The sequence below is a fragment of the Roseovarius gaetbuli genome (assembly GCF_900172365.1).
GTDB lineage: Bacteria > Pseudomonadota > Alphaproteobacteria > Rhodobacterales > Rhodobacteraceae > Roseovarius > Roseovarius gaetbuli.
This window is the reverse complement of sequence record NZ_FWFJ01000006.1, coordinates 84,386-103,955: the sequence shown is the minus strand read 5'-3', so window position 1 is coordinate 103,955 and position 19,570 is coordinate 84,386. Positions and strand designations below refer to the sequence as shown.

23 protein-coding genes are annotated in these 19,570 nt (G+C 60.5%); 14 read left to right on the top strand and 9 right to left on the bottom strand.

Features of this window, described 5'->3' with window-relative positions; translation table 11 throughout:
* On the bottom strand, positions 1 to 456 hold the full coding sequence (locus ROG8370_RS05030) for an Lrp/AsnC family transcriptional regulator (RefSeq protein WP_085825974.1): 456 nt from the start codon (positions 454 to 456) through the stop codon (positions 1 to 3).
* Positions 457 to 574: 118 nt separating this feature from the next.
* On the opposite strand from ROG8370_RS05030, the gene ROG8370_RS05025 reads away from it, so the two are divergent.
* The 3 genes from ROG8370_RS05025 to ROG8370_RS05015 all read left to right on the top strand — a co-directional run bounded on the left by ROG8370_RS05025 (position 575) and on the right by ROG8370_RS05015 (position 3,533).
* Positions 575 to 1,621, top strand: coding sequence for a Glu/Leu/Phe/Val family dehydrogenase (locus tag ROG8370_RS05025; RefSeq protein ID WP_085825973.1), 1,047 nt, complete (start codon positions 575 to 577; stop codon positions 1,619 to 1,621).
* A gap of 87 nt (positions 1,622 to 1,708) precedes the next feature.
* Complete coding sequence (locus tag ROG8370_RS05020) at positions 1,709 to 2,638, top strand: orotidine 5-phosphate decarboxylase (protein ID WP_085826005.1); 930 nt, start codon at positions 1,709 to 1,711, stop codon at positions 2,636 to 2,638.
* Between the two features lie 286 nt (positions 2,639 to 2,924).
* Entirely contained in the window at positions 2,925 to 3,533 is a 609-nt protein-coding gene (locus ROG8370_RS05015; protein WP_085825972.1) for a cyclic nucleotide-binding domain-containing protein, read from the top strand.
* A 358-nt stretch (positions 3,534 to 3,891) separates the two neighbouring features.
* Here ROG8370_RS05015 and ROG8370_RS05010 read toward each other — a convergent pair whose 3' ends face one another.
* Entirely contained in the window at positions 3,892 to 4,719 is an 828-nt protein-coding gene (locus tag ROG8370_RS05010) for an SDH family Clp fold serine proteinase (RefSeq protein WP_085825971.1), read from the bottom strand.
* 174 nt (positions 4,720 to 4,893) lie between these two features.
* Here ROG8370_RS05010 and ROG8370_RS05005 point away from each other — a divergent pair, with 174 nt between their 5' ends.
* Complete coding sequence (locus ROG8370_RS05005; RefSeq protein WP_085826004.1) at positions 4,894 to 5,244, top strand: hypothetical protein; 351 nt, start codon at positions 4,894 to 4,896, stop codon at positions 5,242 to 5,244.
* 11 nt (positions 5,245 to 5,255) lie between these two features.
* Here the strand turns inward: ROG8370_RS05005 and ROG8370_RS05000 are convergent, their stop codons facing one another.
* A complete protein-coding gene (locus ROG8370_RS05000) occupies positions 5,256 to 6,041 on the bottom strand; it encodes an ABC transporter permease (protein ID WP_139838047.1) in 786 nt (261 codons plus the stop codon).
* A 250-nt stretch (positions 6,042 to 6,291) separates the two neighbouring features.
* Here ROG8370_RS05000 and ROG8370_RS04995 point away from each other — a divergent pair, with 250 nt between their 5' ends.
* The 6 genes from ROG8370_RS04995 (at position 6,292) to ROG8370_RS04970 (ending at position 10,515) form a co-directional block, all read left to right on the top strand.
* Complete coding sequence (locus ROG8370_RS04995) at positions 6,292 to 6,891, top strand: GcrA family cell cycle regulator (protein ID WP_085825969.1); 600 nt, start codon at positions 6,292 to 6,294, stop codon at positions 6,889 to 6,891.
* A 244-nt stretch (positions 6,892 to 7,135) separates the two neighbouring features.
* On the top strand, positions 7,136 to 8,209 hold the full coding sequence (locus tag ROG8370_RS04990; protein WP_085825968.1) for a flagellar motor switch protein FliG: 1,074 nt from the start codon (positions 7,136 to 7,138) through the stop codon (positions 8,207 to 8,209).
* 52 nt (positions 8,210 to 8,261) lie between these two features.
* The gene (locus tag ROG8370_RS21245) at positions 8,262 to 8,600 is read left to right on the top strand and encodes an SH3-like domain-containing protein (RefSeq protein WP_281252693.1); all 339 of its coding nucleotides are present in this window, start codon (positions 8,262 to 8,264) and stop codon (positions 8,598 to 8,600) included.
* A complete protein-coding gene (locus ROG8370_RS21240) occupies positions 8,593 to 8,856 on the top strand; it encodes an SH3-like domain-containing protein (RefSeq protein ID WP_085825966.1) in 264 nt (87 codons plus the stop codon). The genes ROG8370_RS21245 and ROG8370_RS21240 overlap by 8 nt, the downstream gene beginning before the upstream one ends.
* A 3-nt stretch (positions 8,857 to 8,859) precedes the next feature.
* Positions 8,860 to 9,516: a nitrile hydratase subunit alpha gene (nthA, locus tag ROG8370_RS04975; protein WP_085825965.1), complete on the top strand. Its 657-nt coding sequence runs from the start codon at positions 8,860 to 8,862 to the stop codon at positions 9,514 to 9,516.
* Between the two features lie 60 nt (positions 9,517 to 9,576).
* Positions 9,577 to 10,515, top strand: a complete 939-nt coding sequence (locus ROG8370_RS04970) for a lysophospholipid acyltransferase family protein (protein ID WP_085825964.1) — start codon at positions 9,577 to 9,579, stop codon at positions 10,513 to 10,515.
* A 25-nt stretch (positions 10,516 to 10,540) separates the two neighbouring features.
* Here ROG8370_RS04970 and ROG8370_RS04965 read toward each other — a convergent pair whose 3' ends face one another.
* Complete coding sequence (locus tag ROG8370_RS04965) at positions 10,541 to 12,511, bottom strand: AsmA family protein (RefSeq protein WP_085825963.1); 1,971 nt, start codon at positions 12,509 to 12,511, stop codon at positions 10,541 to 10,543.
* Between the two features lie 143 nt (positions 12,512 to 12,654).
* Between ROG8370_RS04965 and rimO the strand changes: the two genes are divergently transcribed.
* Entirely contained in the window at positions 12,655 to 14,031 is a 1,377-nt protein-coding gene (gene rimO, locus ROG8370_RS04960) for a 30S ribosomal protein S12 methylthiotransferase RimO (RefSeq protein WP_085826003.1), read from the top strand.
* A 54-nt stretch (positions 14,032 to 14,085) separates the two neighbouring features.
* Here rimO and ROG8370_RS04955 read toward each other — a convergent pair whose 3' ends face one another.
* Positions 14,086 to 15,441: a hypothetical protein gene (locus ROG8370_RS04955; RefSeq protein WP_085825962.1), complete on the bottom strand. Its 1,356-nt coding sequence runs from the start codon at positions 15,439 to 15,441 to the stop codon at positions 14,086 to 14,088.
* Positions 15,442 to 15,567: 126 nt separating this feature from the next.
* Between ROG8370_RS04955 and ROG8370_RS04950 the strand changes: the two genes are divergently transcribed.
* Both ROG8370_RS04950 and trhA read left to right on the top strand, forming a co-directional pair.
* Complete coding sequence (locus ROG8370_RS04950; protein ID WP_085825961.1) at positions 15,568 to 15,954, top strand: thiol-disulfide oxidoreductase DCC family protein; 387 nt, start codon at positions 15,568 to 15,570, stop codon at positions 15,952 to 15,954.
* 66 nt (positions 15,955 to 16,020) lie between these two features.
* Complete coding sequence (trhA, locus tag ROG8370_RS04945) at positions 16,021 to 16,662, top strand: PAQR family membrane homeostasis protein TrhA (protein WP_245827209.1); 642 nt, start codon at positions 16,021 to 16,023, stop codon at positions 16,660 to 16,662.
* Positions 16,663 to 16,723: 61 nt separating this feature from the next.
* Here the strand turns inward: trhA and ROG8370_RS04940 are convergent, their stop codons facing one another.
* From ROG8370_RS04940 to ROG8370_RS04930, 3 genes are all read right to left on the bottom strand, one after another.
* Positions 16,724 to 16,990: a DUF6455 family protein gene (locus tag ROG8370_RS04940; RefSeq protein WP_085825959.1), complete on the bottom strand. Its 267-nt coding sequence runs from the start codon at positions 16,988 to 16,990 to the stop codon at positions 16,724 to 16,726.
* Between the two features lie 62 nt (positions 16,991 to 17,052).
* Complete coding sequence (locus tag ROG8370_RS04935) at positions 17,053 to 17,409, bottom strand: YigZ family protein (protein WP_085825958.1); 357 nt, start codon at positions 17,407 to 17,409, stop codon at positions 17,053 to 17,055.
* Between the two features lies 1 nt (position 17,410).
* Positions 17,411 to 18,121 carry a M48 family metallopeptidase gene (locus ROG8370_RS04930; RefSeq protein ID WP_085825957.1) on the bottom strand — a complete coding sequence of 237 codons (711 nt, stop codon included), beginning with the start codon at positions 18,119 to 18,121 and terminating at the stop codon, positions 17,411 to 17,413.
* A 124-nt stretch (positions 18,122 to 18,245) separates the two neighbouring features.
* Between ROG8370_RS04930 and ROG8370_RS04925 the strand changes: the two genes are divergently transcribed.
* Positions 18,246 to 18,482 (top strand): DUF8831 family protein, encoded by a 237-nt coding sequence (locus ROG8370_RS04925; protein ID WP_085825956.1) that lies wholly within the window; start codon positions 18,246 to 18,248, stop codon positions 18,480 to 18,482.
* Between the two features lie 16 nt (positions 18,483 to 18,498).
* Here ROG8370_RS04925 and meaB read toward each other — a convergent pair whose 3' ends face one another.
* Entirely contained in the window at positions 18,499 to 19,473 is a 975-nt protein-coding gene (gene meaB, locus ROG8370_RS04920) for a methylmalonyl Co-A mutase-associated GTPase MeaB (protein WP_085826001.1), read from the bottom strand.
* Positions 19,474 to 19,570 lie beyond the last annotated feature (97 nt).

Sequence of the window (19,570 nt, the reverse complement as noted above, 5' to 3'; positions counted from 1 at the left end):
TCACACCTCGGGCAGGGCATCGCGCCGGATCATCGTGCGCAAGGCAAAACTTGACCGCATCGAGCGGATACCGGGGGTTTGCATCAACCCATCTTCCAGAAACCGGTCAAAGTCGGCAAGGTCAGCGGCCACGACCCGGATAAGAACATCGCGCGTGCCGGTCAACAAATAGCATTCCATCACCTCGTCAAACCGGCGCAGCCAGGTCTCGAATTTGGAAATGGCGTCGCGGGTATGATGCTCCAGCTCGACAAAGATGAACACGTTGAGCGGCAGCCCAAGCTTTTCCTGATCCACGCGCGCGGCATATCCGGTGATCATGCCCGAGGTTTCAAGCCGGGCAATGCGCCGGGCCAGTGGCGTCGTCGACAGGCCAACCTGCTCTGAGAGGTCAGCCAGTTTTATCCGACCATCGCGTTGCAGGGCAGAAATGATCTGACGGTCTATCTTGTCCATTCGCCTAAAATCCCGGGCCAGTTTAGGGGGTTCCCCCAAATGTCACGTGCAAGTGATCAAAGTTTGCTGTTTTTCCGCGCAGGCGAGCCATTACGCTAGTGCAAAGGAGAATACCACCATGCTCACACGTCTTGCGTCAACCAGCCACGAAGAATTGCACCGGGTCGAGGACCGTGACAGCGGCCTGCGCGGGTATATCGCGCTGCATTCCACACGGCTTGGGCCGGCGGCGGGCGGTCTGCGGATGCGGACCTATGACAGCGACGCGGCGGCGATTGACGATGTGCTCAACCTGTCGCGCGGCATGAGCTATAAGAATGCCGCGGCGGGCCTTCCTTTGGGGGGCGGCAAGGCCGTGATCATGGGCGATCCGAGCCGCGACAAGACCCCCGAAATGCTGCGCGCCATGGGCCGGGCGATCAATGCCTTGCAGGGCCGCTACTGGACCGCCGAAGATATGGGCATGGCCCCCGAGGACATGGCCGAAATTGCCCGCGAGACGCGCTTTGTCGCCGGGCTTGATCACGGGCAATACGCCAGCGGCGACCCTTCGCCGATCACCGCAAAGGGCGTGTTCAACGCCATGCGCGCCGGGGCGGCGCAGGTCTTTGGCAGCGACGATTTGGCCGGACGTCACGTCGCCGTTCAGGGGCTTGGCCATGTCGGCTGGCATCTGTGTCGGCTGCTGCACGAGGTGGGCGCGCGGCTGAGCGTGGCGGATATGGATGCGCGATGCGTGACCAGGGCCGTCAGGGAGCTTGGCGCAAACGTCGTACCCCTGAGCCGCATTCACGCCACCCAGGCCGATATTTTCGCGCCCTGCGCGATTGGCGGCATCCTGAACGCCCGCACCATCCCGGAAATACAGGCCCGCCTTGTGGCCGGCGCCGCCAACAATCAGCTTGCGACGCCCGAAGACGCCGCCACACTGCACACGCGCGGCATTCTCTATCTGCCCGATTACGTGGCCAATGGCGGCGGGATCATCAATGTTGCCGCCGAGATTTTGCAGATCCCCGATAGCGGACCATGGGTCGCCGAACGCCTTGACGCGATGCAGGCCACCATGGCGAAAATCCTGACCCGCGCAGAAGGCGAAGACCTCAGCCCCGCGCGTGTTGCCGACCGGATGATCGAAGATCAGCTTTTGCAGGTGGCTGTCTGACGCCACCTGACGCGCATACGCAAAGCCGTGAATTGAGCCCTGGCGCAAGCCCTGCTAGGCTGGATGAAACAGCCCCGGAGGCCCGCCATGAAACACGCGTTCGTTCTTGCCCTGATCCTTGGGATTGCCACCTCGGCACAGGCCCAGAATACGCTCTCCGAGCGGGTCACCCTGAGCCATGGCAGCTATACTTCGGGCGGCGGCATCACCATCGCCGCCGAGTTGCGCCCCAAGGATGGCCGCACCGCGCTTTGCGGCACATGGGCGCAAAGCGAAAGCCAGTCGAGCTATAAATCGGGCACCGCGCGCAACATCGTGAAACTGGCCAGTGTCTATGTCGAAGGGCAGCGGATTTATCAGGACCTCGGCTTTATGGCGCAAACCGCGCCGCGTCTGGATTACGCCGGCGCGCCCGCGCGCTGTGTACTGACCGACCTGCCTTGGCGCGCGGGGCGCATCCCCGAGGTCTTTCTGCCCCGCCAGACGATCAGCCGCGGCAATGGCGGCGGCAGCGATCCCCACATCACCTTTCGCCAGACCGGCAATGGCGCCATGGGCCACGGCCTTGAGGTGGTGCCGTTCCTGACCCGCAACAGCCGCCTCGTGCGCCTCGCGCCCGGTGCCAGCATCGCCGAAGGGCGCTATAGCTCGGGCGGCGGGGTGCGCGTGGCGGCCGAATTGGTGTCGGTGAATGGCACCGCGCATGTGTGCGGGGTGTGGTCTGATCTGGCGGGACAGAGCGAGCGGACCACGCAGCTTGGCCGCGAGATCCTGCGCCGCGCCACCGTGCGACAGGCGGGCAAGACCGTGCTGAGCGATCTGAGCGGGTTGCGGCGCGTGCGGACGCGCGCGGAGTACTCCGGCGTCGATGCAACCTGTCTGGACACCGGCCGCCCCTGGTCGGCGCATAACTCGGGAAAGGCCATCACCCTGCGCCTGCCTGATCAGATCGTTTATCGCAGCACAACGGCACAAGGCCGCGAGGTGATCCGGTTTCAGCCCAGCCCTTTGCAGTAGATGATGCAAAACGGGCTCGCGACGCCCTGAAGGGCAAGAGCCGCTACTGATGAAGACAGCGCAGGGCGCCTTTTCATTGCAAATTCTTGGGATGGTCAATGCCCATTTTGCGGACTTTGCGGACCTTGGCTTACGCGCGATTTACCATACCTCTCGGCACAGAAGGATTTTTTAACACTTCCGGCGCGTGTAGCTATACACAAGTCGCTACAGTAGGATTCGTTTTGCGTTTTCTGCGCAGTTGCAAGACATGCATGCATAGCACGAAACATTAGCTGGGACTGATATGTTCTCAATCGTCGACATCATTGGCTATGCCGCGTCGGCGCTTGTATTCCTGACGTTCTGCATGCGCACACTACTGCCCCTGCGTCTCGTCGCGATTACATCAAACCTCTTCTTCATCACCTACAGCATCGCGGCAGGGCTCATGCCCATACTCGCCTTGCACCTTCTCCTTTTACCTATGAATTTGTGGCGTATTTTCGAACAACTGCAAACTCGCAAACGTATGCGCGCGGCCCTTATGGAGGAGCCGAACCTCACCATTCTCCTGCCGTTCATGACAAGTGCGAATTATGCGGACGGTGCTGTCATCTTCCGTTCGGGTGAAGCTGCTGACAGATTCTATGTCTTAGCTGAAGGTACGGTTGTCGTAGAGGAATTTGGGCGGATTTTGCAAGAGGGATCAATCTTTGGTGAAATTGCCTTCTTCGTCGCAGATGGCAATCGTACAGCGACCGTACGTGCCTTAGGCCCGGTCAAATTAACTTGGATCGACCGCGATACGATCATGCGTGTATGCAGCTACAACCCTGAATTCGCTCTATTTCTGACGCGATTGATGGTAAATCGCCTTGCCCAAAACAAAGAAGGACAGTTGGAAAAGCTTTAGGCTTCGTAACCATCGATGCATCCTCCACATCCACCAAAGATTATGACGCAGTGTCACCCTTACACCTGAATGATCTGACGTTCAGTGCTGACTAAGCGAACGGCACCTCTTCGCCCGAAGTGCCTAATGCTTCGGTTGCGGCTGAGGTCTGGTAAGGGCTTATTCTGTTGAAAAACTCCGCTACGCCAAAATCGCCTCGGAAACTTGGAACACTGTTCTCGTCACAGGCCAATTGACAAACGGTACTTCCAGAATGGCGTTTTAGCGGGACAATATTCTGCTGATCTTGCCCTTTCGAGCGATCAGGCGAGTTTTTCAACGGAATAGGCTCAAACCTGACATACACGCGCCGGGTCCGCTAGCCCATGCGCCGACCCGGCGGATCGAAGGGCAGGAATTCCACCGCAGACTGCTTGACCGGAGACGGATAGAGCGTCATCAGATCAAGCACCCCTTGTGGCAAGCCAACCGTGATTGGCAGGCCGAGATCGGTGGCCTCGACCGGGGTAAGCGCGTAATCGTGGGTCCATTGCCCTGAGGTCAGCGTTTCGGCCAGGGCCTCGGCCTTGTCGCGCGCCAGACGTGGGGTCATGATCTCGACCGCGCCGCGTTTCACCTGAGCGGTGGCCTTGTCACTGACATCGGCCAGCACAAGGGCGATATCCGAGACGTGTTCTATCGGCTTGGCATCGCGTGCAGCGATGATCGAGGCGGCGGAAATTCCCATGATCTGCGGGTCAATCGGCCCCAGCATCGAAAACTCGCCCATCACGATTTCATCGGCGGCGAGGGCCATCAGGGTGCCGCCGGACATGGCATAGATCGGCACGAACACCGTGACCTTTGCGGGGTGCGCCTCAATCGCGCGGGCGATTTGCATTGAGGCGATCACAAGCCCGCCGGGCGTGTGCAGAACGATATCAATCGGCGTGTTGTCCGGCGTGGCCTTGATCGCCGAGATGATGCTTTGCGCATCTTCCAGCCCGATCTGGCTCGACATGCTAAAGCCGAACAGGCTGCGCTTTTCCTGTCGGTGGATCATGGTGATCACCCGCGAGCCCCGCTTGCGTTCGATCGCGCGGATCGCCTGCGCCCGGCGCAGGGCAAACATCCGCCCCATAAGGATCGGTTGCAGCACCATGATCAGGAAAAACACGAAGAAAACGGTCGAGAGGTTGAAATCCATAACGCGGATACTTCTTTCTTTCAAACGATGACCGCCCGTCGGGCGCTTTGCGCAACTGTCGCAGGCCTTGGTCACGATGTGAATTGAAAATCCGGCCGTGATCAGGCATTGATCGGTGTAACGAGCACATAAAAAATGGCCGTCAGGGCCTATAGGCAAACAAGAGGCGCGGTGATGAAACGACTTTCAACCCTTGGCATGATGCTGTTCCTGGCAGGCTGTGGCGGGGCGAACGGCTTCAAGAGTGACACGCGCAATGTGCCGCGCGCCGCGCCGATGGCCTCTGGCCCGATCAGCAATGCCTGCATGAGTTCAGATCGCAAGGCCCGCTCGCGCGCATTGTGCGGCTGTATTCAGGCTGTGGCAAACCAGACCCTTTCCGGCTCTGAACAGCGCCGCGCGGTCCGGTTTTATCGCGACCCGCAAGAGGCGCAGGATGTCCGCCAGTCGGATCGTCCGGGTGACGAACGGTTCTGGCGCTCTTACAAGGCCTATTCAGAGCGCGCGGAGCGGATCTGTCGCTAGGTCATCCAAGGCTAGGCCTTGAGGCGATAGCCCGTCGCAAGCATCCGCCAGGCCACAAGGCAGACCGCCAGCGTGGAGCCGACACCAACCGCAAGACCCAGCATCGGAGAGCTGTCCGAGACGCCGATCACACCATAGCGTGCGCCGTCGATCAGATAGAAGATCGGGTTGAAATGGGTGATCGTATTGAGCACCGGCGGCAAGGCATCAACCGAGTAAAACGTGCCTGACAGGAACGCGAGTGGCGTGACGATGAAATTGGTGATCGCCGCCATTTGATCAAACTTGTTGGCATAGATGCCCGCGATGATGCCAACGCCGCTCATGAAGGCCGCTCCGAGAAAGACAAAGGCCAGGGCCCAGAGCGGATGCTGCACCCCGATGCCGAGGAACACCAACAGGCCAAAACCGATGGCAAAGGCCACCAACAGGCCGCGCCCGGTTCCTCCCGCAAGATAGCCCAGCACCAGCTCGCCGCCGCTCAGCGGAGGCATCAGCGTGTCGACGATATTGCCCTGAACCTTGGAAATCACGATCGAGGAAGAGGCATTGGCGAAGGCGTTCTGGATCACCGTCATCATCAGGATGCCCGGCGCGATGAAGGTGGTAAAGCTGACCCCCATCACATCGCCCCGGCGCGGGCCGATGGCGATGCTGAAGATCAAAAGGAACAGGCCGGCCGTGACGAGCGGCGCCAGCAAGGTCTGGGTCCAGACCGCCAGGAAGCGGCGCACTTCGCGCTCGGCCAGTGTTGCCAGCCCAAGCCAGTTGACCCGGCCAAAGCGCCGTGTGCCCATTGTCATCTGTGGGGATGGCCGGTCCTGACCGCTTGCCTGTGTCATCTCGTTATCCTCATTTCTGGTGGCGCTTTTGCTGCGCCCGTCCGGGCCGGGCCCGCTTTCGGCCCCTTGCAGGCCGAAATTGGCGCGTCGTGGGTCGATTCGATGCCTTGTAACTCAGCCGCCAGTGATTAGAATAGGGCCTTGATCGAATTTGCAAGGCGGCGGGCCGATGGCCCGGGCCGCCTTTTGACATGAGGAAGCCCCGATGTCCTGGAACGACGAACGCGTTGAACTGTTGAAAAAGATGTGGGGGGAAGGTCAGTCGGCCAGCCAGATCGCAAAAGAGCTTGGCGGAGTGACCCGCAATGCCGTGATCGGTAAGGTGCATCGTCTTGGCCTGTCGAACCGCAACGGATCAGGGGGCAGCGCCACCACTGCGGGTGCCGCGTCTGATGCCAAGGCGAAAGCCGCGCCAGAGGCCAAGGCCAAGGCGAAACCCGCCGCCCCGAAACCCGCGCCAAAGCCCGCGCCCAAACCCGAGGCCGCTGTCGAAGCGCCCCCGGCCCCCGCGCCGGTTAGCCGGATCAAGGCGATCATTCCCGCAGGCCAGCCCCTGCCGCCGCAGCCCTCGGCCAATGAGATCGACCCCGCGGCCCTTGCCAAGGTGAGCGAAGTCGAGAAGAAGGCCAAGCGCCTGACCTTGATGGAGCTGACCGAGCGGACCTGTAAATGGCCGGTGGGCGACCCCGCGACGCCGGATTTCTGGTTCTGTGGTCTGCCGGTGCAATCGGGCAAGCCCTATTGCGAAGCCCATGTCGGCGTCGCCTTTCAGCCGATGAGCAGCCGCCGCGACCGCAAGCGGTAACATCCCGCCTGACCCGTTTGAAAAAGTGGTGCGCGGTGACGCGCGCGCTGTTTTCCTGATTGGCGCGTGGGGGACCGGCAGTTTTGTCGGCTCGTCCCCTCTGCGCAATTGGCGAGTGCGGGATGCGCTCCGCGCGGGGATATTTATGGCCAGAAGAAACGGGCCTGCAAAAATCCGGGACGCTTAGATATTTCTTCACTCTTGCCGCCCTATGATCCGGAAAGCTTTCGGATAAGGGGACGGCATGAGCAATTCCACACCATTGGCGCGCATTTCTGCATCACCGCGTGCAGGTGCAACCAGCCATTTGTCACGTCGCCAGAAGGCGGCCATTATCGTGCGGTTCTTGCTGAACGAAGGCGCGGACGTGCCGTTGACCGATTTGCCGGAGCCGCTTCAGGCGCAGCTTACGACGGAAATGGGCTCGATGCGCTATGTTGACCGGTCAACCCTTGCCGATGTTGTTGCCGAGTTCGCGCAGGAGTTGGAGGGGATGGGCCTTACCTTTCCGCGTGGCATGTCTGGGGCGCTGACGGCGCTTGATGGGCGGATCAGCCCGCAAACCGCCGCGAGGCTACGCAAAGAGGCGGGTGTGCGCCAGTATGGCGACCCCTGGGAGTTGATCAGACAGGCTGATCTGAAAGACCTGATACCGATCGTCGAAACCGAAAGTGCCGAGGTGGCGGCGGTCATGTTATCCAAATTGGATGTCGCCCGCGCGGCCGAATTGCTTGGCAAACTGCCGGGCGACAAGGCGCGGCGGATCACCTATGCCGTGTCGCAAACCGGGTCAGTCAGCCCGGCAGCGGTGGACCGGATCGGGCTTGCGCTTGCGGCACAGTTGCATGACGTCCCCGAGACCGCCTTTGCCCAGGGCGCCGTGGAACGGGTTGGCGCGATCCTGAATTCGTCGCCTGCGGCAACGCGCGACGATGTTCTGATCGGGCTGGATGAAACCGATCAGGATTTTGCCGCCCTCGTGCGGCGCGCGATCTTTACCTTTGTCCACATTCCCGAGCGGGTGAATGCCGTCGATATCCCGCGTGTGATCCGCGAGGTCGATCAACCGGTTCTTGTCACGGCGCTTGCGGCGGCCTCGGCCGGGGCACTGGCACCGGTTTCCGAGTTCATTCTTGAGAATATGAGCAAGCGGATGGCCGAAGCGATCCGCGAAGAGATGCAAGAGCTTGGCCGCGTGAAAGGGCGTGATGGCGAAGAGGCGATGACGGCCGTGGTCAATGCCGTTCGCACCCTCGAAGCCGGGGGCGAAATCACCCTCGTGGTGGCCGAGGAGGACAGCGAGGACGAAGACGATTAGATCAGGTCAAAGGCGCTAGACAGGCGCGCAGCTGCGCCCTACGATCCACCCCATGAGTGATACGGACGGACGCCGCTGGCATGATATGGGTGGACAGGCCGCAGGGCCTGTGCCGATGGAGGGGCATGACTTTGCCCTCTGGGAAAAGCGCGTGGATGCGCTGATGGTCTTGTGCGGGTCCAAGGGGTTTTTCACCGTTGACGGACTGCGTCGTGCGCTGGAAGACATGGGCGAAGATGCCTTTGAAAAACACAGCTATTACGAGCGCTGGATCGCCGCCGTGAATCAGAACCTGATCGAGGCCGGGGTTTACAACCTCGAAGAGCTTGGCGCACGGATGGAAGAGATTGCCGCACGCGGGCCGACCTATGGCGAGGCGCAAGATGGTTGAACGGGTCCGCGTCAAGGCGATGATGCCGCCGGGCCATGTGCGCGCACCGGCCTATCTGCGCGGCAAGCAAGGCGTCGTTGAGCGCCCGCTCGGCGCCTTTCACAATCCGGAACAGCTGGCCTATGGTCTGCCTGCCGAGAAAAAGCCCCTCTACCGGGTGCGCTTTCGCATGGATGAACTTTGGGGCGATGCGGCGGAAAATCCCGGCGATACGCTTGATGCGGAACTCTATGATCACTGGCTCGAAAGGCTCTGAAAGATGCCCCATGACCACCCCGACCATACGCATGACCACGATCACGGTCTAAGCCCCTCTGGCCATCCCTACCGCGCCGACAATGACGAACCGTTGACCTATTGGCAGCGCATGGAAATCGCGGTGCGCGAGCTTTTGATCGAAAAGGCCAAGATCAGCCCGGCCGAAATCGCCGCTCAGATCGAGGCAATGGATGCCCGCAGCCCGGCCAACGGCGCCGCCGTGGTTGCCCGCGCCTGGAGCGATCCGGCCTTCAAGGCGAGGCTTTTGGCCGACGCCGGGGCGGCCAGCCGCGAAATGGGGTTTGATATCGGCCCGCTCAACCTGATCGCGGTGGAAAACACCGAGACCGTTCATAATCTGATCGTCTGCACGCTCTGCTCTTGCTATCCGCGCAATCTGTTGGGTCTTCCGCCCGATTGGTACAAAACCCGTGAGTACCGAAGCCGCGCCGTACGCGAACCGCGCGCCGTGTTGCGCGAGTTTGGCGTTGATCTGCCTGACAGCACCCGGATCCGCGTGCATGACAGCACCGCCGACATGCGCTATATCGTGCTGCCCGCCCGACCAGAGGGCACCGAGCAGATGACCGAGGTCGAATTGGCCAACCTCGTCACCCGCGACGCGATGATCGGCACGGGACTGGCGCGCACCCCCTGACAGGCTTGTGATCGGGCGCGCGGCGGCGTATGTCTGGCGGTCAAAACCAAGGCACCCTGCATGAGCGACACACCCGCCCCGATCCTGAAACGCATCACCGACACCGCCATTGGCATGGCCATGTACGGGCCGATCGCGCTGGCAAAAATTTTGCCATACCACCTGCGCATTCCGTTCATGGGCTGGCTGACCGCGCGCGTGATCGCGCCGATCGCAGGCTATGACAAGCGCGTGCGCGACAATCTTGCGCATGTCTTGCCCGACCTGCCCGAAGCCGAGGTGCGCCGCCTGATGCGCGCCGTGCCCAACAACGCCGGGCGCAACATGGCAGAGCTCTATTCGACACCAGAGTTCATCGCCCGCACCCGCAAGTCTCGGGTCTATGGCCCAGGCGTCGAGGCGATCCGCGCGGCCCAGGCCGAAGGTCGCCCGATCATCTTTGTCACCGGCCATTTCGGAAGCTTCAATGCCGCGCGCATCGCGATGATCGAACAGGGATTCGAGATGGGCGTGTTCTATCGCCCGATGGCAAACAAATGGTTCAACACCCGCTACATTGCCGCCATGGCCGCGCTAAGCCAGCCGATGTTTGAACAGGGGCGACGCGGCATGATGCAGATGGTCAAGCACCTGCGCGGCGGTGGAGTTCTGGCGATTCTCACCGATCTCAACGCTCACGACGGGGTGCCGCTCGATTTCTTCGGCAAGCCGGCGCTCTCGCCTCTGGCCACCGCCGAACTTGCCCTGAAATTCAACGCGCCGCTTGTCCCGACATGGGGCATTCGTTCGGAAAATGGGCTGGATTTTGAGATTCTCGTCGAAGAGCCTGTGGAGCCGAGTGATCCCGTCACCATGACCCAAGAGGTCAACGACCGGCTGGAACGCCAGGTACGCGAACGCATGGATCAGTGGTTCTGGATTCACCGCCGCTGGAAAGACGGCACCGGGCCGATGGCGGATCGCGGCGCAAAACAGCTTGCAGATCGTCAGGACACCTAAGCTAAGTCCGGAACTGGCGACGGTCTCACTTGAACAGCTTGCGCAACTCGCGTTTGGCGCGCTCTTCAAGCTTGTCTTTCACCGCATCCTCGACCGATTGCCCCTCTTCCGGCGTCACACGCAGCTTTTTCTCGACCGCGCGGTTAAGTTCTTCCTTGGCCTTGGTTTCAAGCTTCTTGCGCTCTTCCTTGAGATTCAAATCAAGTGCCTTTTCCAGATCGGGCGTGATCCGCGGATTGGCCCATGGCCCCCTTATGCGCACCGGAATGGCAAGGCCGCGACTGTTCTCGCCCTCAAGCAGAACCGGCGTGAAGAGATAGTCGATATCGCGCGCCCCAAGCCCGACACGCCCCTTGCCGGTGGCCTTGGCCAGAGGCAGGTTCATCAACAGGTCGCTGTTGAACAGGTTGCCCTTGTCCATGGTGAAACTGGCGCTCATCTCGTCAAATACCGTGGTGCCGCCAGTCATGTCGCCCGAGCGCATCAACCGATCAAGATCAAAGCCGCTGATTACCCCGCGCCCGGTCTTGACCGAGCCTTTGCCGCTCAGGCTGTTCATGATGGCATGCACCGAGCGCCCTGAGCCCAGAAAGCTGAGGGTGCTGTCGCCGCGCGCGGAAAACCGGCTCACATCAATCGCATCGGCAAGGAAGGTCTCAAGGTTGATGCCGCTGACGTTCATATTGCCACCCACCGACAGGCCAGAGCGGTTGTTGACCACGAATTCGCCGGTGATCAGCCCGTCATAGGCGCGTAATTCGCGCAGGCCAAAGACCGCGCGAGAGCGGTCGAGCGTCATCAACGTCCGGGTCTTGCCGAGCTTGAGATCGCCCAGATTGACGCTATCGGCCACAAGCGCCACTTCGCCATTGGCAAGCGCCAAGGCACTGGCATCAATCGCCGCCTTGGACCAGCCGCTATCGCCACCACCGCCGCCCGAACCGCTTCCGCCACCGCCGCCATTGCTATCGGCCCCGGCAAGCGACGACAGGTCGAGCGCGCCGGCATTGAGCTGTGCATTGATCCGCGGCACCGTTTCGCCAAGCATGATATCCGCCCCGCCCGCGATCTGATTGCCGCCAAGCGCAAGCGCAAGATCGCGCAGTGACAGGCGCATGTCGTCGGTCAGGGTGATCTGGCTGCTGCCCTTGATGCTGCGGCCAAAGCCTTTGGGCACATCGACCGCGCCAAGGCCAAGCCCCGCCATAAAGCCCGGCGTGCTGGCGATATCGACGTCAAGGCGGCCTTCAAGCTGTGGCTGCAACCCGGCGCGCCCGGCAAAGCCAAGGCTGCCCCCCGGCGAGGTCAGCTTGGCCGCAACGCCGGTCACCGCGCCGTCGATGAATTGGCCGACCTGCTCAAGCTGGCCAGAGATGCGCACCGCCTCGCCCGCCGGGCGCAGGGTGGCCTCGAACGTCGCGGTGCCGTCATAGCTTGGCCAGCGCAGTTCGAAATCCATGTTGCGGAAATCCTGCACCTCGCCGGTGCCGTGATCGGTGTATTTCAGCGACGCGCCGGTGATCAAAGCCCGGTCAAGCGTCAGGGCAAGCCGCTTGGATTGCGCCGGTGCGCCGCTGCTCCCGCCGGATTGACCAGAGGGCGCGACGCCCTCAACCCCAAGCTCCCAGTTGACGCGACCATTGGCGGCGCGCTCAAGCTGGATTTCGGGGTTGACCATCTCAAGCCCGGTAATCCGGATATCGCCACCAAAAAGCGCATTCGGCTCAACCCCGATCTTAAGGCTGTCGGCGCGCAGCATCGGCCCCGCGTCGGACCACTCGGCATTGGCCACCTCAACGACGCCGGTGCTGACGCCCAGAACCGGGTAAAAGCTGATCTTGGTGTCGCCCTGCATGGTTACCTTGCGACCCGTGGCACTGGTGATCTGATCCGCCGCGATCCGCGCGATCCGGTCGCCAGGCAACAGGAACAGCGACCCCACGATGACCACCACGATCACAATCAAAAGCCCGATCAGCCGAAACACCCAACGCATGGTAAAAACCCCTTCTTTGCCTCGTCTCAAGTGTAGGCCCGCCGCGCGCACCGGGGCAACCGCTTTTGGATCACGTCTTGGCGCGCGCAATCCTCTTCCCAGATCCCCTTCCCCCCGGCGCGCGCAAGCGGTATGAGGCGGGCATGTCACAGAACCCACCCAGCCTCCGCCCGGATCTGGCGCCCCGCGCCAAACTGACCGACACCCCCCGCAAGGGCCAGCCGACCATCGGCATGGTCAGCCTCGGCTGTCCCAAGGCGCTTGTGGATAGCGAACGTATCCTGACCCGGCTGCGCGCCGAAGGCTATGGCATCTCGCCCGACTACACCGGGGCGGATGCGGTGATCGTCAACACCTGCGGTTTTCTCGATAGCGCCAAGGCCGAAAGCCTTGATGCCATCGGTGAGGCCCTGGCGGAAAACGGGCGGGTGATTGTCACCGGATGCCTTGGTGCCGAGCCGGATTATATCCGCGAGCATCACCCGCGAATTCTGGCCGTCACCGGGCCGCATCAATACGAACAGGTGCTCGATGCCGTGCACGCCGCCGTGCCGCCCTCGCCCGATCCGTTCATCGACCTGTTGCCCGCCTCGGGCGTAAGCCTGACACCGCGCCACTACAGCTATCTCAAGATTTCCGAGGGCTGTAACCACAAGTGCAAGTTCTGCATCATCCCCGACATGCGCGGCCGCCTTGCGTCGCGCCCGGCCCATGCGGTGCTGCGCGAGGCGGAAAAGCTTGTCGAGAATGGCGTGAAAGAGCTTTTGGTGATCTCACAGGACACCAGCGCCTATGGCGTTGACATCAAACATGCCGAGGCCAACGGGCACCGTGCGCATATCACCGACCTGGCGCGTGATCTTGGTTCGCTCGGGGCCTGGGTGAGGCTGCATTACGTCTATCCCTATCCGCATGTGCGCAACCTTATTCCGCTGATGGCCGAGGGACTTGTGCTGCCCTATCTCGATATCCCGTTTCAGCATGCCCATCCCGAGACGCTGCGCCGTATGGCCCGCCCGGCGGCGGCGGCCCGCACCCTTGATGAGATCGCCGCATGGCGCAGTGTGTGCCCCGACCTGACGCTGCGCTCGACCTTTATCGTCGGCTATCCGGGCGAGACCGAGGCCGAATTTCAGACCCTTCTGGATTGGCTAGACGAGGCGCAACTTGATCGCGTCGGCTGCTTTCAATACGAAAATGTCGCCGGCGCGCGCAGCAACGATTTGCCGGATCACGTGGCCGATGAGGTCAAACAGGACCGCTGGGACCGCTTCATGGAAAAGGCGCAAGCCATCTCCGAGGCCAAGCTGGCCGCCAAGGTCGGTCAGCGCATCGACGTGATCATCGACGACATCGACAGCGACGGCATCGCCACCTGCCGCACCAAGGCAGATGCCCCCGAGATCGACGGGAACCTGTTTATTGATGAGGGGACAGGGGGGTTGTCGGTCGGCAATATCGTTAGCGTTTTAGTTGATGAGGCTGGGGAGTATGATTTGTGGGGGTGCATCCCGAAATAGAAACGCTCCGGGGGAGCGTTTCCGGGATGGACGGGCGTAGCCCCGTCGCTGTTATCATTCTTCCTGCCACTCCTCAGTCTCTTCTTGCAAAGCTGCAACACTTACATCTCCTGCCGAGAGCCTATCGGGCTTGATACGCGGTGCCGGTTTCCTCCACTCAAAAAGGTTCTGACCAATCTGGTGATAAAAGAAGGGCACAACATCCTCCAACTCTTTGATGAAATTGACTTGCTGAGTGAACTTTGCGCCAAGACGGCGTGCAATAAACACATGAAAGCTAATCACCTGTAGCCCGGACTTGTCTTTTTCACATAGGTTTGGATCACCAATGAGCTCGGTTAACGAAAACTGCGTTGCGTCACTTCTTCCTGGCCAATTGAGCCTTACGAAGACATCGGGGTCGGGCTCTATTTTAATTTGACGTAAGAGCCAGTTCAATCGCGCCTTTGAAGACATTTTATCTTCAGGCGCGCGCAAAGTCATTCCAACGTCAATTGTGCGTCGCGCAATGTCGGCGACAACCTCTAAAGGGGCAGCAGCGTCTGGAATTTCCAAAACTGACCTCAATTGAGCAGTTTCGCGCAGCACTAGAATCTCATCTTTGCGCCGCTCGGCCGGATCGCCGCGGTGCTTTCGCGGCAACCTTTCCTGAACGGCTGCTTCGGTTTGACGGCTCAGAATTAAAGAAAGATCGCGCGTCTCCTGATGCCACGCATCCAAAACGATGACAGCATCATTGGATTTTGCGGGGATCTTTCCACCGGCTGAAACCAATCGGTTTATTTCCGCCCATTCTGGGGGCATCCGATCAAAGCCCTTAATCCCGGCGCTTTCATGGGTCAGAAACCGCCGCAATTCGTGCAAAAGCAGTTTTTGATCCTCATCTGCGACTGCATCTCGGTTAAGAAGCAAGTCGGATACCGTCAAAATTGACATCCATGACCAATGATAAACTGGGATTTTGGATCGACTTTTTCGAACCTCTTCTAAAGGGTGGTTCGCGGCTGTTGTACAAAATTGGTTGGAAATAGTGATGACACAGTTAATGCTCTGCTCTTTTGCAATTTCCCGATATTTTTCTATTTGATCCGCTGTAAGATCATTACTTCCGACCTTGGCTTCGACCAGAGCACGCCATTCCTTTGGGCCGTTGCGCAATATGACAAGACCATCCGGACGGTCCTTCATCTTGATCTTTTCGTTCTTGAAAACGATCTCTGTATATGTCTCGATTTTGGTTCTCTTACCGACACGTTGCCCCAGCGACATCATCAATTCCGTGCCGAATTCTTCTATCTTAGAGATACAGGCAAGTACGATGGACGTTGTGCGTCCCTCCTTGGAAGTCGTTGCAAGAACGGGGAAAAGCCGTGCCGCCTCGCCTTGTGTCAAATATTCTGGGCGATCCATGGCTAATTTCCTTTGAAATGCCTCTCAACGTTAGACCAACGTTGAATGATCATTCAACCTTAAATGGTTTCCTCCCTACCCCAACCCCAAAACCGCGCTATCTACCACCTCAAAGGAGGCCCCGATATGACCCGCGAAACCCAAGTCCTTTATAACGCCCGTTGCCCCGTCTGCCGGGCCGAGATTGAGCATTATGCGGGCTATGCGCGGCGACATGATCTGCCGATTACGTTTCATGACCTCAACTCCGATGCGCTTGAGCATTGGGAGATAAGCGCCGATGCGGCCGCGCGCCGGTTGCATGTGCGGAAAGGCGGGCGCGTCACTTCCGGGGTTGAGGCCTTTGTGATGCTCTGGACGGCGATGCCGCGCTATCGGCTTGTTGCGCGTGTGGTTGCGCTGCCGGGGCTGCGACACCTCGCAGGGGTGATCTATAACCGCATTCTTGCGCCCCGGCTTTACGCCCGCCACCTTGCGCGCGAGCGCCGCAATTGCCGCAACGTCACCCTATAAAAGCCAAAAATTTCTGGCATCATGAGTTTGTAAACGTTTTCCTGCCAAACAGGAGCGATGATTGATATGTCTTATCCAAACTACTCACGGGCCGAACGTGTGGCCGATGGCGCGGTTCATATCGTGGGCCTTCTGGCCGCCATCGCCGGTGTCAGCGTTCTGTTTGCCATGTGGGCGCTGCGGATGGATGGGGTCACGCTGGCCTCGACCATCGTTTATTCCGGCGCTTTGATCCTGATGCTGGCCGCCTCGGCCGTCTATCACCTCGCCGCTCATACCACCGCGCGCCCGATTTTGCGGCGGCTCGATCATGCGGCGATTTACCTTAAGATTGCGGGGACTTTCACCCCGCTGAGCGTGCTTTTGGGAACCGGGTTCGGCTATGTCATTCTGGCGCTGGTCTGGGTTCTGGCGTTGATCGGGGCCGCGGCCAAACTCTTGGCGAAACGGGGCCAGATGACCACGGGCTGGCTGCCCTATGTGGCGCTTGGCTGGTTCGGTGTGGCGCTGTTTGTTCCGCTGATGGACATCCTGCCGAGCACGAGCATCTGGCTGATGACGTCGGGCGGGCTTCTTTATACGGCTGGGGTGGTATTTTACGCTTGGGAAAGCCTGCGCTTTGCCAATGCGATCTGGCATGTCTTCGTGGCCCTGGCTTCGACCTGCTTTTTCCTTGGGATTTCGGGTGCTCTGGCGACGACCCTCTGAGGGGCAATCATGAATGGGGCGCCCAAGTTACCTTGGCACCCTATCCAGAACTGAAATGCACTCAGGCGCGCTTGCCCGCTTTCAAAAGCGAGAACAGATCGGTGTTGCGGCAATAGTCTGGGCCTTGCTCTGCCGAGCCGCCCTGCTCCGCCAGCCAATGACCGCAGGCCTCGGGATTGGCGCAGCCGGTGCAGGCCAGAATCGCATCGCCCAGATCACTTGGGCGCAACTGCCCGGCCATCATCTTTTCTTCCAGATCAACACCCATCGTGTTGGCCATCCGGTCAACCAGATCGGCGTGGCGCTTTAATGTGCTGGTGCTTTGCATGCCCGTTCTCCTGTTGCTGGCCTCAGGATGCGGGGCTTTGGAGTTTTTGACTTTGACCTAGATCAAGCAGCGCGATCCTCGAAATACGCGCGCACGCAATCCTGTACATGGCGAAACCGGTCACCGCCAAGCTTTTTACCACCGTACCAACGGGTTACAACAATCACGTGATCGCTCAAACCCTCGCGCTCCAGCATCCGCAAAATCACCATGCCTGCGCCGGATTCACCATCATCACCCTTAAGCGCCGTGCCGTCCGCCAGCAAAACCGCCCAGGTGTTATGCGTGGCCCGCGCGAATTTCTTGTCGCGTTTCAGCTCTTTCAAAAAGGCCTCGACATCCGCGCGGCTGCGCACCGCCCCGCCGGAAACCGCATAGCTTGAGCCACGGTCGCTGATCACGCCGCGCAATTGGCGCATGTCAGAGCCCGGCGTTGACGCGCCGCACGGTTTCGATCCGCTTGGAGTTGGGCGGATGCGTGCCAAGAAAACGATCACCCGGATCGGGGATTTGCGTGAAGAACTCGGCGCCCTTCACCGGGTTATAGCCCGCCCGCTTGGTGATCACCGTACCAAGAGCATCGGCCTCAAGCTCGAAGTTCTTGGAATAGCTGCGCGCGCCAACGCCCGCACCGATATCAACCGCCTGGTCGATCACCGTCGAGCTGGCGCCGGTCAAGGCCGCAAGCCCGCCCAGCAATATAGCTCCCGCCGCCGCATTTTGTTGCTGGCGCGGGATGTGCCCCTCGATGTGATGCGCGGCCTCATGCCCCATCACAAAGGCAAGCTCGTCGCGGTTGCGCACGTCGGCGATCAGCGCAAGCGTGAAGGCCAGAATCGGACGCCCGGACTTATCAACGGTCTGATAGGCATTGGAGGGCTGGCCCTTGCGATCATCCACGACGATCCGAAAATCACAATTCGCCCCAGAGGTCCGCGCGCGGCATTCCCGCTCTGCCACCGGCTCTACCGTGCTTACAACACTTTGGAATTGTTGAATATTATTACGCGTTGGCGTTGACGGCGCCTTTTGCACAGCCTGCGCCGGGGCCGGGCGGCTTGCCTGTCCTGACTCGACCGTCGAGACACAGCCCGCCATCGCAAGCAGGCCAAGAATGGGGATCAAACGCATCACGCACCTCATTATCCAACGATTTCTCCCCTCGTGTTTAGCAGGGTTTCGTCATGCTGACAGCCCCTTGCACCGGCTTGATCTGCGGACTTGCAAAGACCCGCCAACCCGCTAGGCTGAGGCCATGTTTTCAATTGAACACGAATTCGACGCAACCGTGATCACGCTGGTCGATGAGGGGCCCGCCCCTCTTGGCGAAGATGTGATCGTGAACGCGTTTCAAGAATGCGTCACGGTCGAACAATACGATCCGCGCACCGATCAGACCCATGTGATCACCCTGTCGATGGCGCAACTGCGCGACCTGGGGGCGGCGCTTGATCTGCCCGAGGGCGTTTACATGCAGGCCCCGAAAAAGTAACGCAAGCCTGCGCGTCTTAGCTGTGCAACCTCTCCAGAACCTCCGCCGCGGCGATGGTCGGGGTCATGTCGCCTTTGGCCACACGCTCTGCGTAATCCTGCATCACGGCCTGCGCGCTGGGGGTGGCAAGCTGGGCCAACAAGCCCTGACGCACCTCTTCGCCGAACCAATAGCGCGCCTGTTCGGCCCGCCGCCCGGCAAAATGGCCATGGTCGCGCCGCCAGTTGACCAATGTCATCATCTCGTCCCAGGCCTGGCGCAGCCCTTCTTCGTGAAGCGCGGAAACGGTTGTCGCCTTGGGAAACCCTTCTGGATCCTGCGGACGTTTGCGCAAGAGCCGAAGCGCGCCGGCATAATCCGAGCAGGTCCGCATTGCCGCCGGTTTGAGATCACCATCGGCCTTGTTCACAAGGATGATATCGGCCATCTCCATGATGCCGCGCTTGACGCCCTGCAATTCGTCGCCGCCCGCCGGTGCCAGCAACAGGATGAACAGGTCAGACATCTCTGCCACCACGGTTTCGGACTGCCCTACCCCGACGGTTTCGATCAGCACCACGTCAAATCCAGCCGCTTCGCACAGGGTGACCGCTTCGCGGGTGCGCCGGGCCACGCCGCCGAGATGCGACCGGCTTGGCGAGGGGCGGATAAAGGCATTGGGATCGCGGCTCAGCCGGTCCATGCGCGTCTTGTCACCCAGAATAGAGCCGCCCGACCGGGTCGAGCTTGGGTCAACCGCAAGCACGGCAACCCGCAATCTCTGCGCAGTCAGCATCATGCCGAAACTTTCGATGAAGGTCGATTTACCCACCCCGGGCGTGCCCGAAAGGCCGATGCGAATGGCCTCGCGATCCACGGATTTGAGCGCCTCGATCAACGCCGCCGCCTGATCGCGGTGATCGGCGCGCGTGCTTTCAATCAGGGTAATCGCGCGGGACAGGGCACGGCGGTCACCGGCAACAATCCGGTCTTTGAGGTCTGAGATATCCATGCGCGCGGCCCGCTGTTCTGTGATCATTATCCTGCGCCTTACATGCCTTGGGCGGGGCAGGCTTGTCCAGATGCGTGGGCTATGGAATTCCGCCCCG

Coding starts and splice junctions, on each gene's coding strand:
- ROG8370_RS05030 (WP_085825974.1), bottom strand. CDS start 456: ATGGACAAGATAGACCGTCAGATCATTTCTGCCCTGCAACGCGATGGT.
- ROG8370_RS05025 (WP_085825973.1), top strand. CDS start 575: ATGCTCACACGTCTTGCGTCAACCAGCCACGAAGAATTGCACCGGGTC.
- ROG8370_RS05020 (WP_085826005.1), top strand. CDS start 1,709: ATGAAACACGCGTTCGTTCTTGCCCTGATCCTTGGGATTGCCACCTCG.
- ROG8370_RS05015 (WP_085825972.1), top strand. CDS start 2,925: ATGTTCTCAATCGTCGACATCATTGGCTATGCCGCGTCGGCGCTTGTA.
- ROG8370_RS05010 (WP_085825971.1), bottom strand. CDS start 4,719: ATGGATTTCAACCTCTCGACCGTTTTCTTCGTGTTTTTCCTGATCATG.
- ROG8370_RS05005 (WP_085826004.1), top strand. CDS start 4,894: ATGAAACGACTTTCAACCCTTGGCATGATGCTGTTCCTGGCAGGCTGT.
- ROG8370_RS05000 (WP_139838047.1), bottom strand. CDS start 6,041: ATGGGCACACGGCGCTTTGGCCGGGTCAACTGGCTTGGGCTGGCAACA.
- ROG8370_RS04995 (WP_085825969.1), top strand. CDS start 6,292: ATGTCCTGGAACGACGAACGCGTTGAACTGTTGAAAAAGATGTGGGGG.
- ROG8370_RS04990 (WP_085825968.1), top strand. CDS start 7,136: ATGAGCAATTCCACACCATTGGCGCGCATTTCTGCATCACCGCGTGCA.
- ROG8370_RS21245 (WP_281252693.1), top strand. CDS start 8,262: ATGAGTGATACGGACGGACGCCGCTGGCATGATATGGGTGGACAGGCC.
- ROG8370_RS21240 (WP_085825966.1), top strand. CDS start 8,593: ATGGTTGAACGGGTCCGCGTCAAGGCGATGATGCCGCCGGGCCATGTG.
- nthA (WP_085825965.1), top strand. CDS start 8,860: ATGCCCCATGACCACCCCGACCATACGCATGACCACGATCACGGTCTA.
- ROG8370_RS04970 (WP_085825964.1), top strand. CDS start 9,577: ATGAGCGACACACCCGCCCCGATCCTGAAACGCATCACCGACACCGCC.
- ROG8370_RS04965 (WP_085825963.1), bottom strand. CDS start 12,511: ATGCGTTGGGTGTTTCGGCTGATCGGGCTTTTGATTGTGATCGTGGTG.
- rimO (WP_085826003.1), top strand. CDS start 12,655: ATGTCACAGAACCCACCCAGCCTCCGCCCGGATCTGGCGCCCCGCGCC.
- ROG8370_RS04955 (WP_085825962.1), bottom strand. CDS start 15,441: ATGGATCGCCCAGAATATTTGACACAAGGCGAGGCGGCACGGCTTTTC.
- ROG8370_RS04950 (WP_085825961.1), top strand. CDS start 15,568: ATGACCCGCGAAACCCAAGTCCTTTATAACGCCCGTTGCCCCGTCTGC.
- trhA (WP_245827209.1), top strand. CDS start 16,021: ATGTCTTATCCAAACTACTCACGGGCCGAACGTGTGGCCGATGGCGCG.
- ROG8370_RS04940 (WP_085825959.1), bottom strand. CDS start 16,990: ATGCAAAGCACCAGCACATTAAAGCGCCACGCCGATCTGGTTGACCGG.
- ROG8370_RS04935 (WP_085825958.1), bottom strand. CDS start 17,409: ATGCGCCAATTGCGCGGCGTGATCAGCGACCGTGGCTCAAGCTATGCG.
- ROG8370_RS04930 (WP_085825957.1), bottom strand. CDS start 18,121: ATGCGTTTGATCCCCATTCTTGGCCTGCTTGCGATGGCGGGCTGTGTC.
- ROG8370_RS04925 (WP_085825956.1), top strand. CDS start 18,246: ATGTTTTCAATTGAACACGAATTCGACGCAACCGTGATCACGCTGGTC.
- meaB (WP_085826001.1), bottom strand. CDS start 19,473: ATGGATATCTCAGACCTCAAAGACCGGATTGTTGCCGGTGACCGCCGT.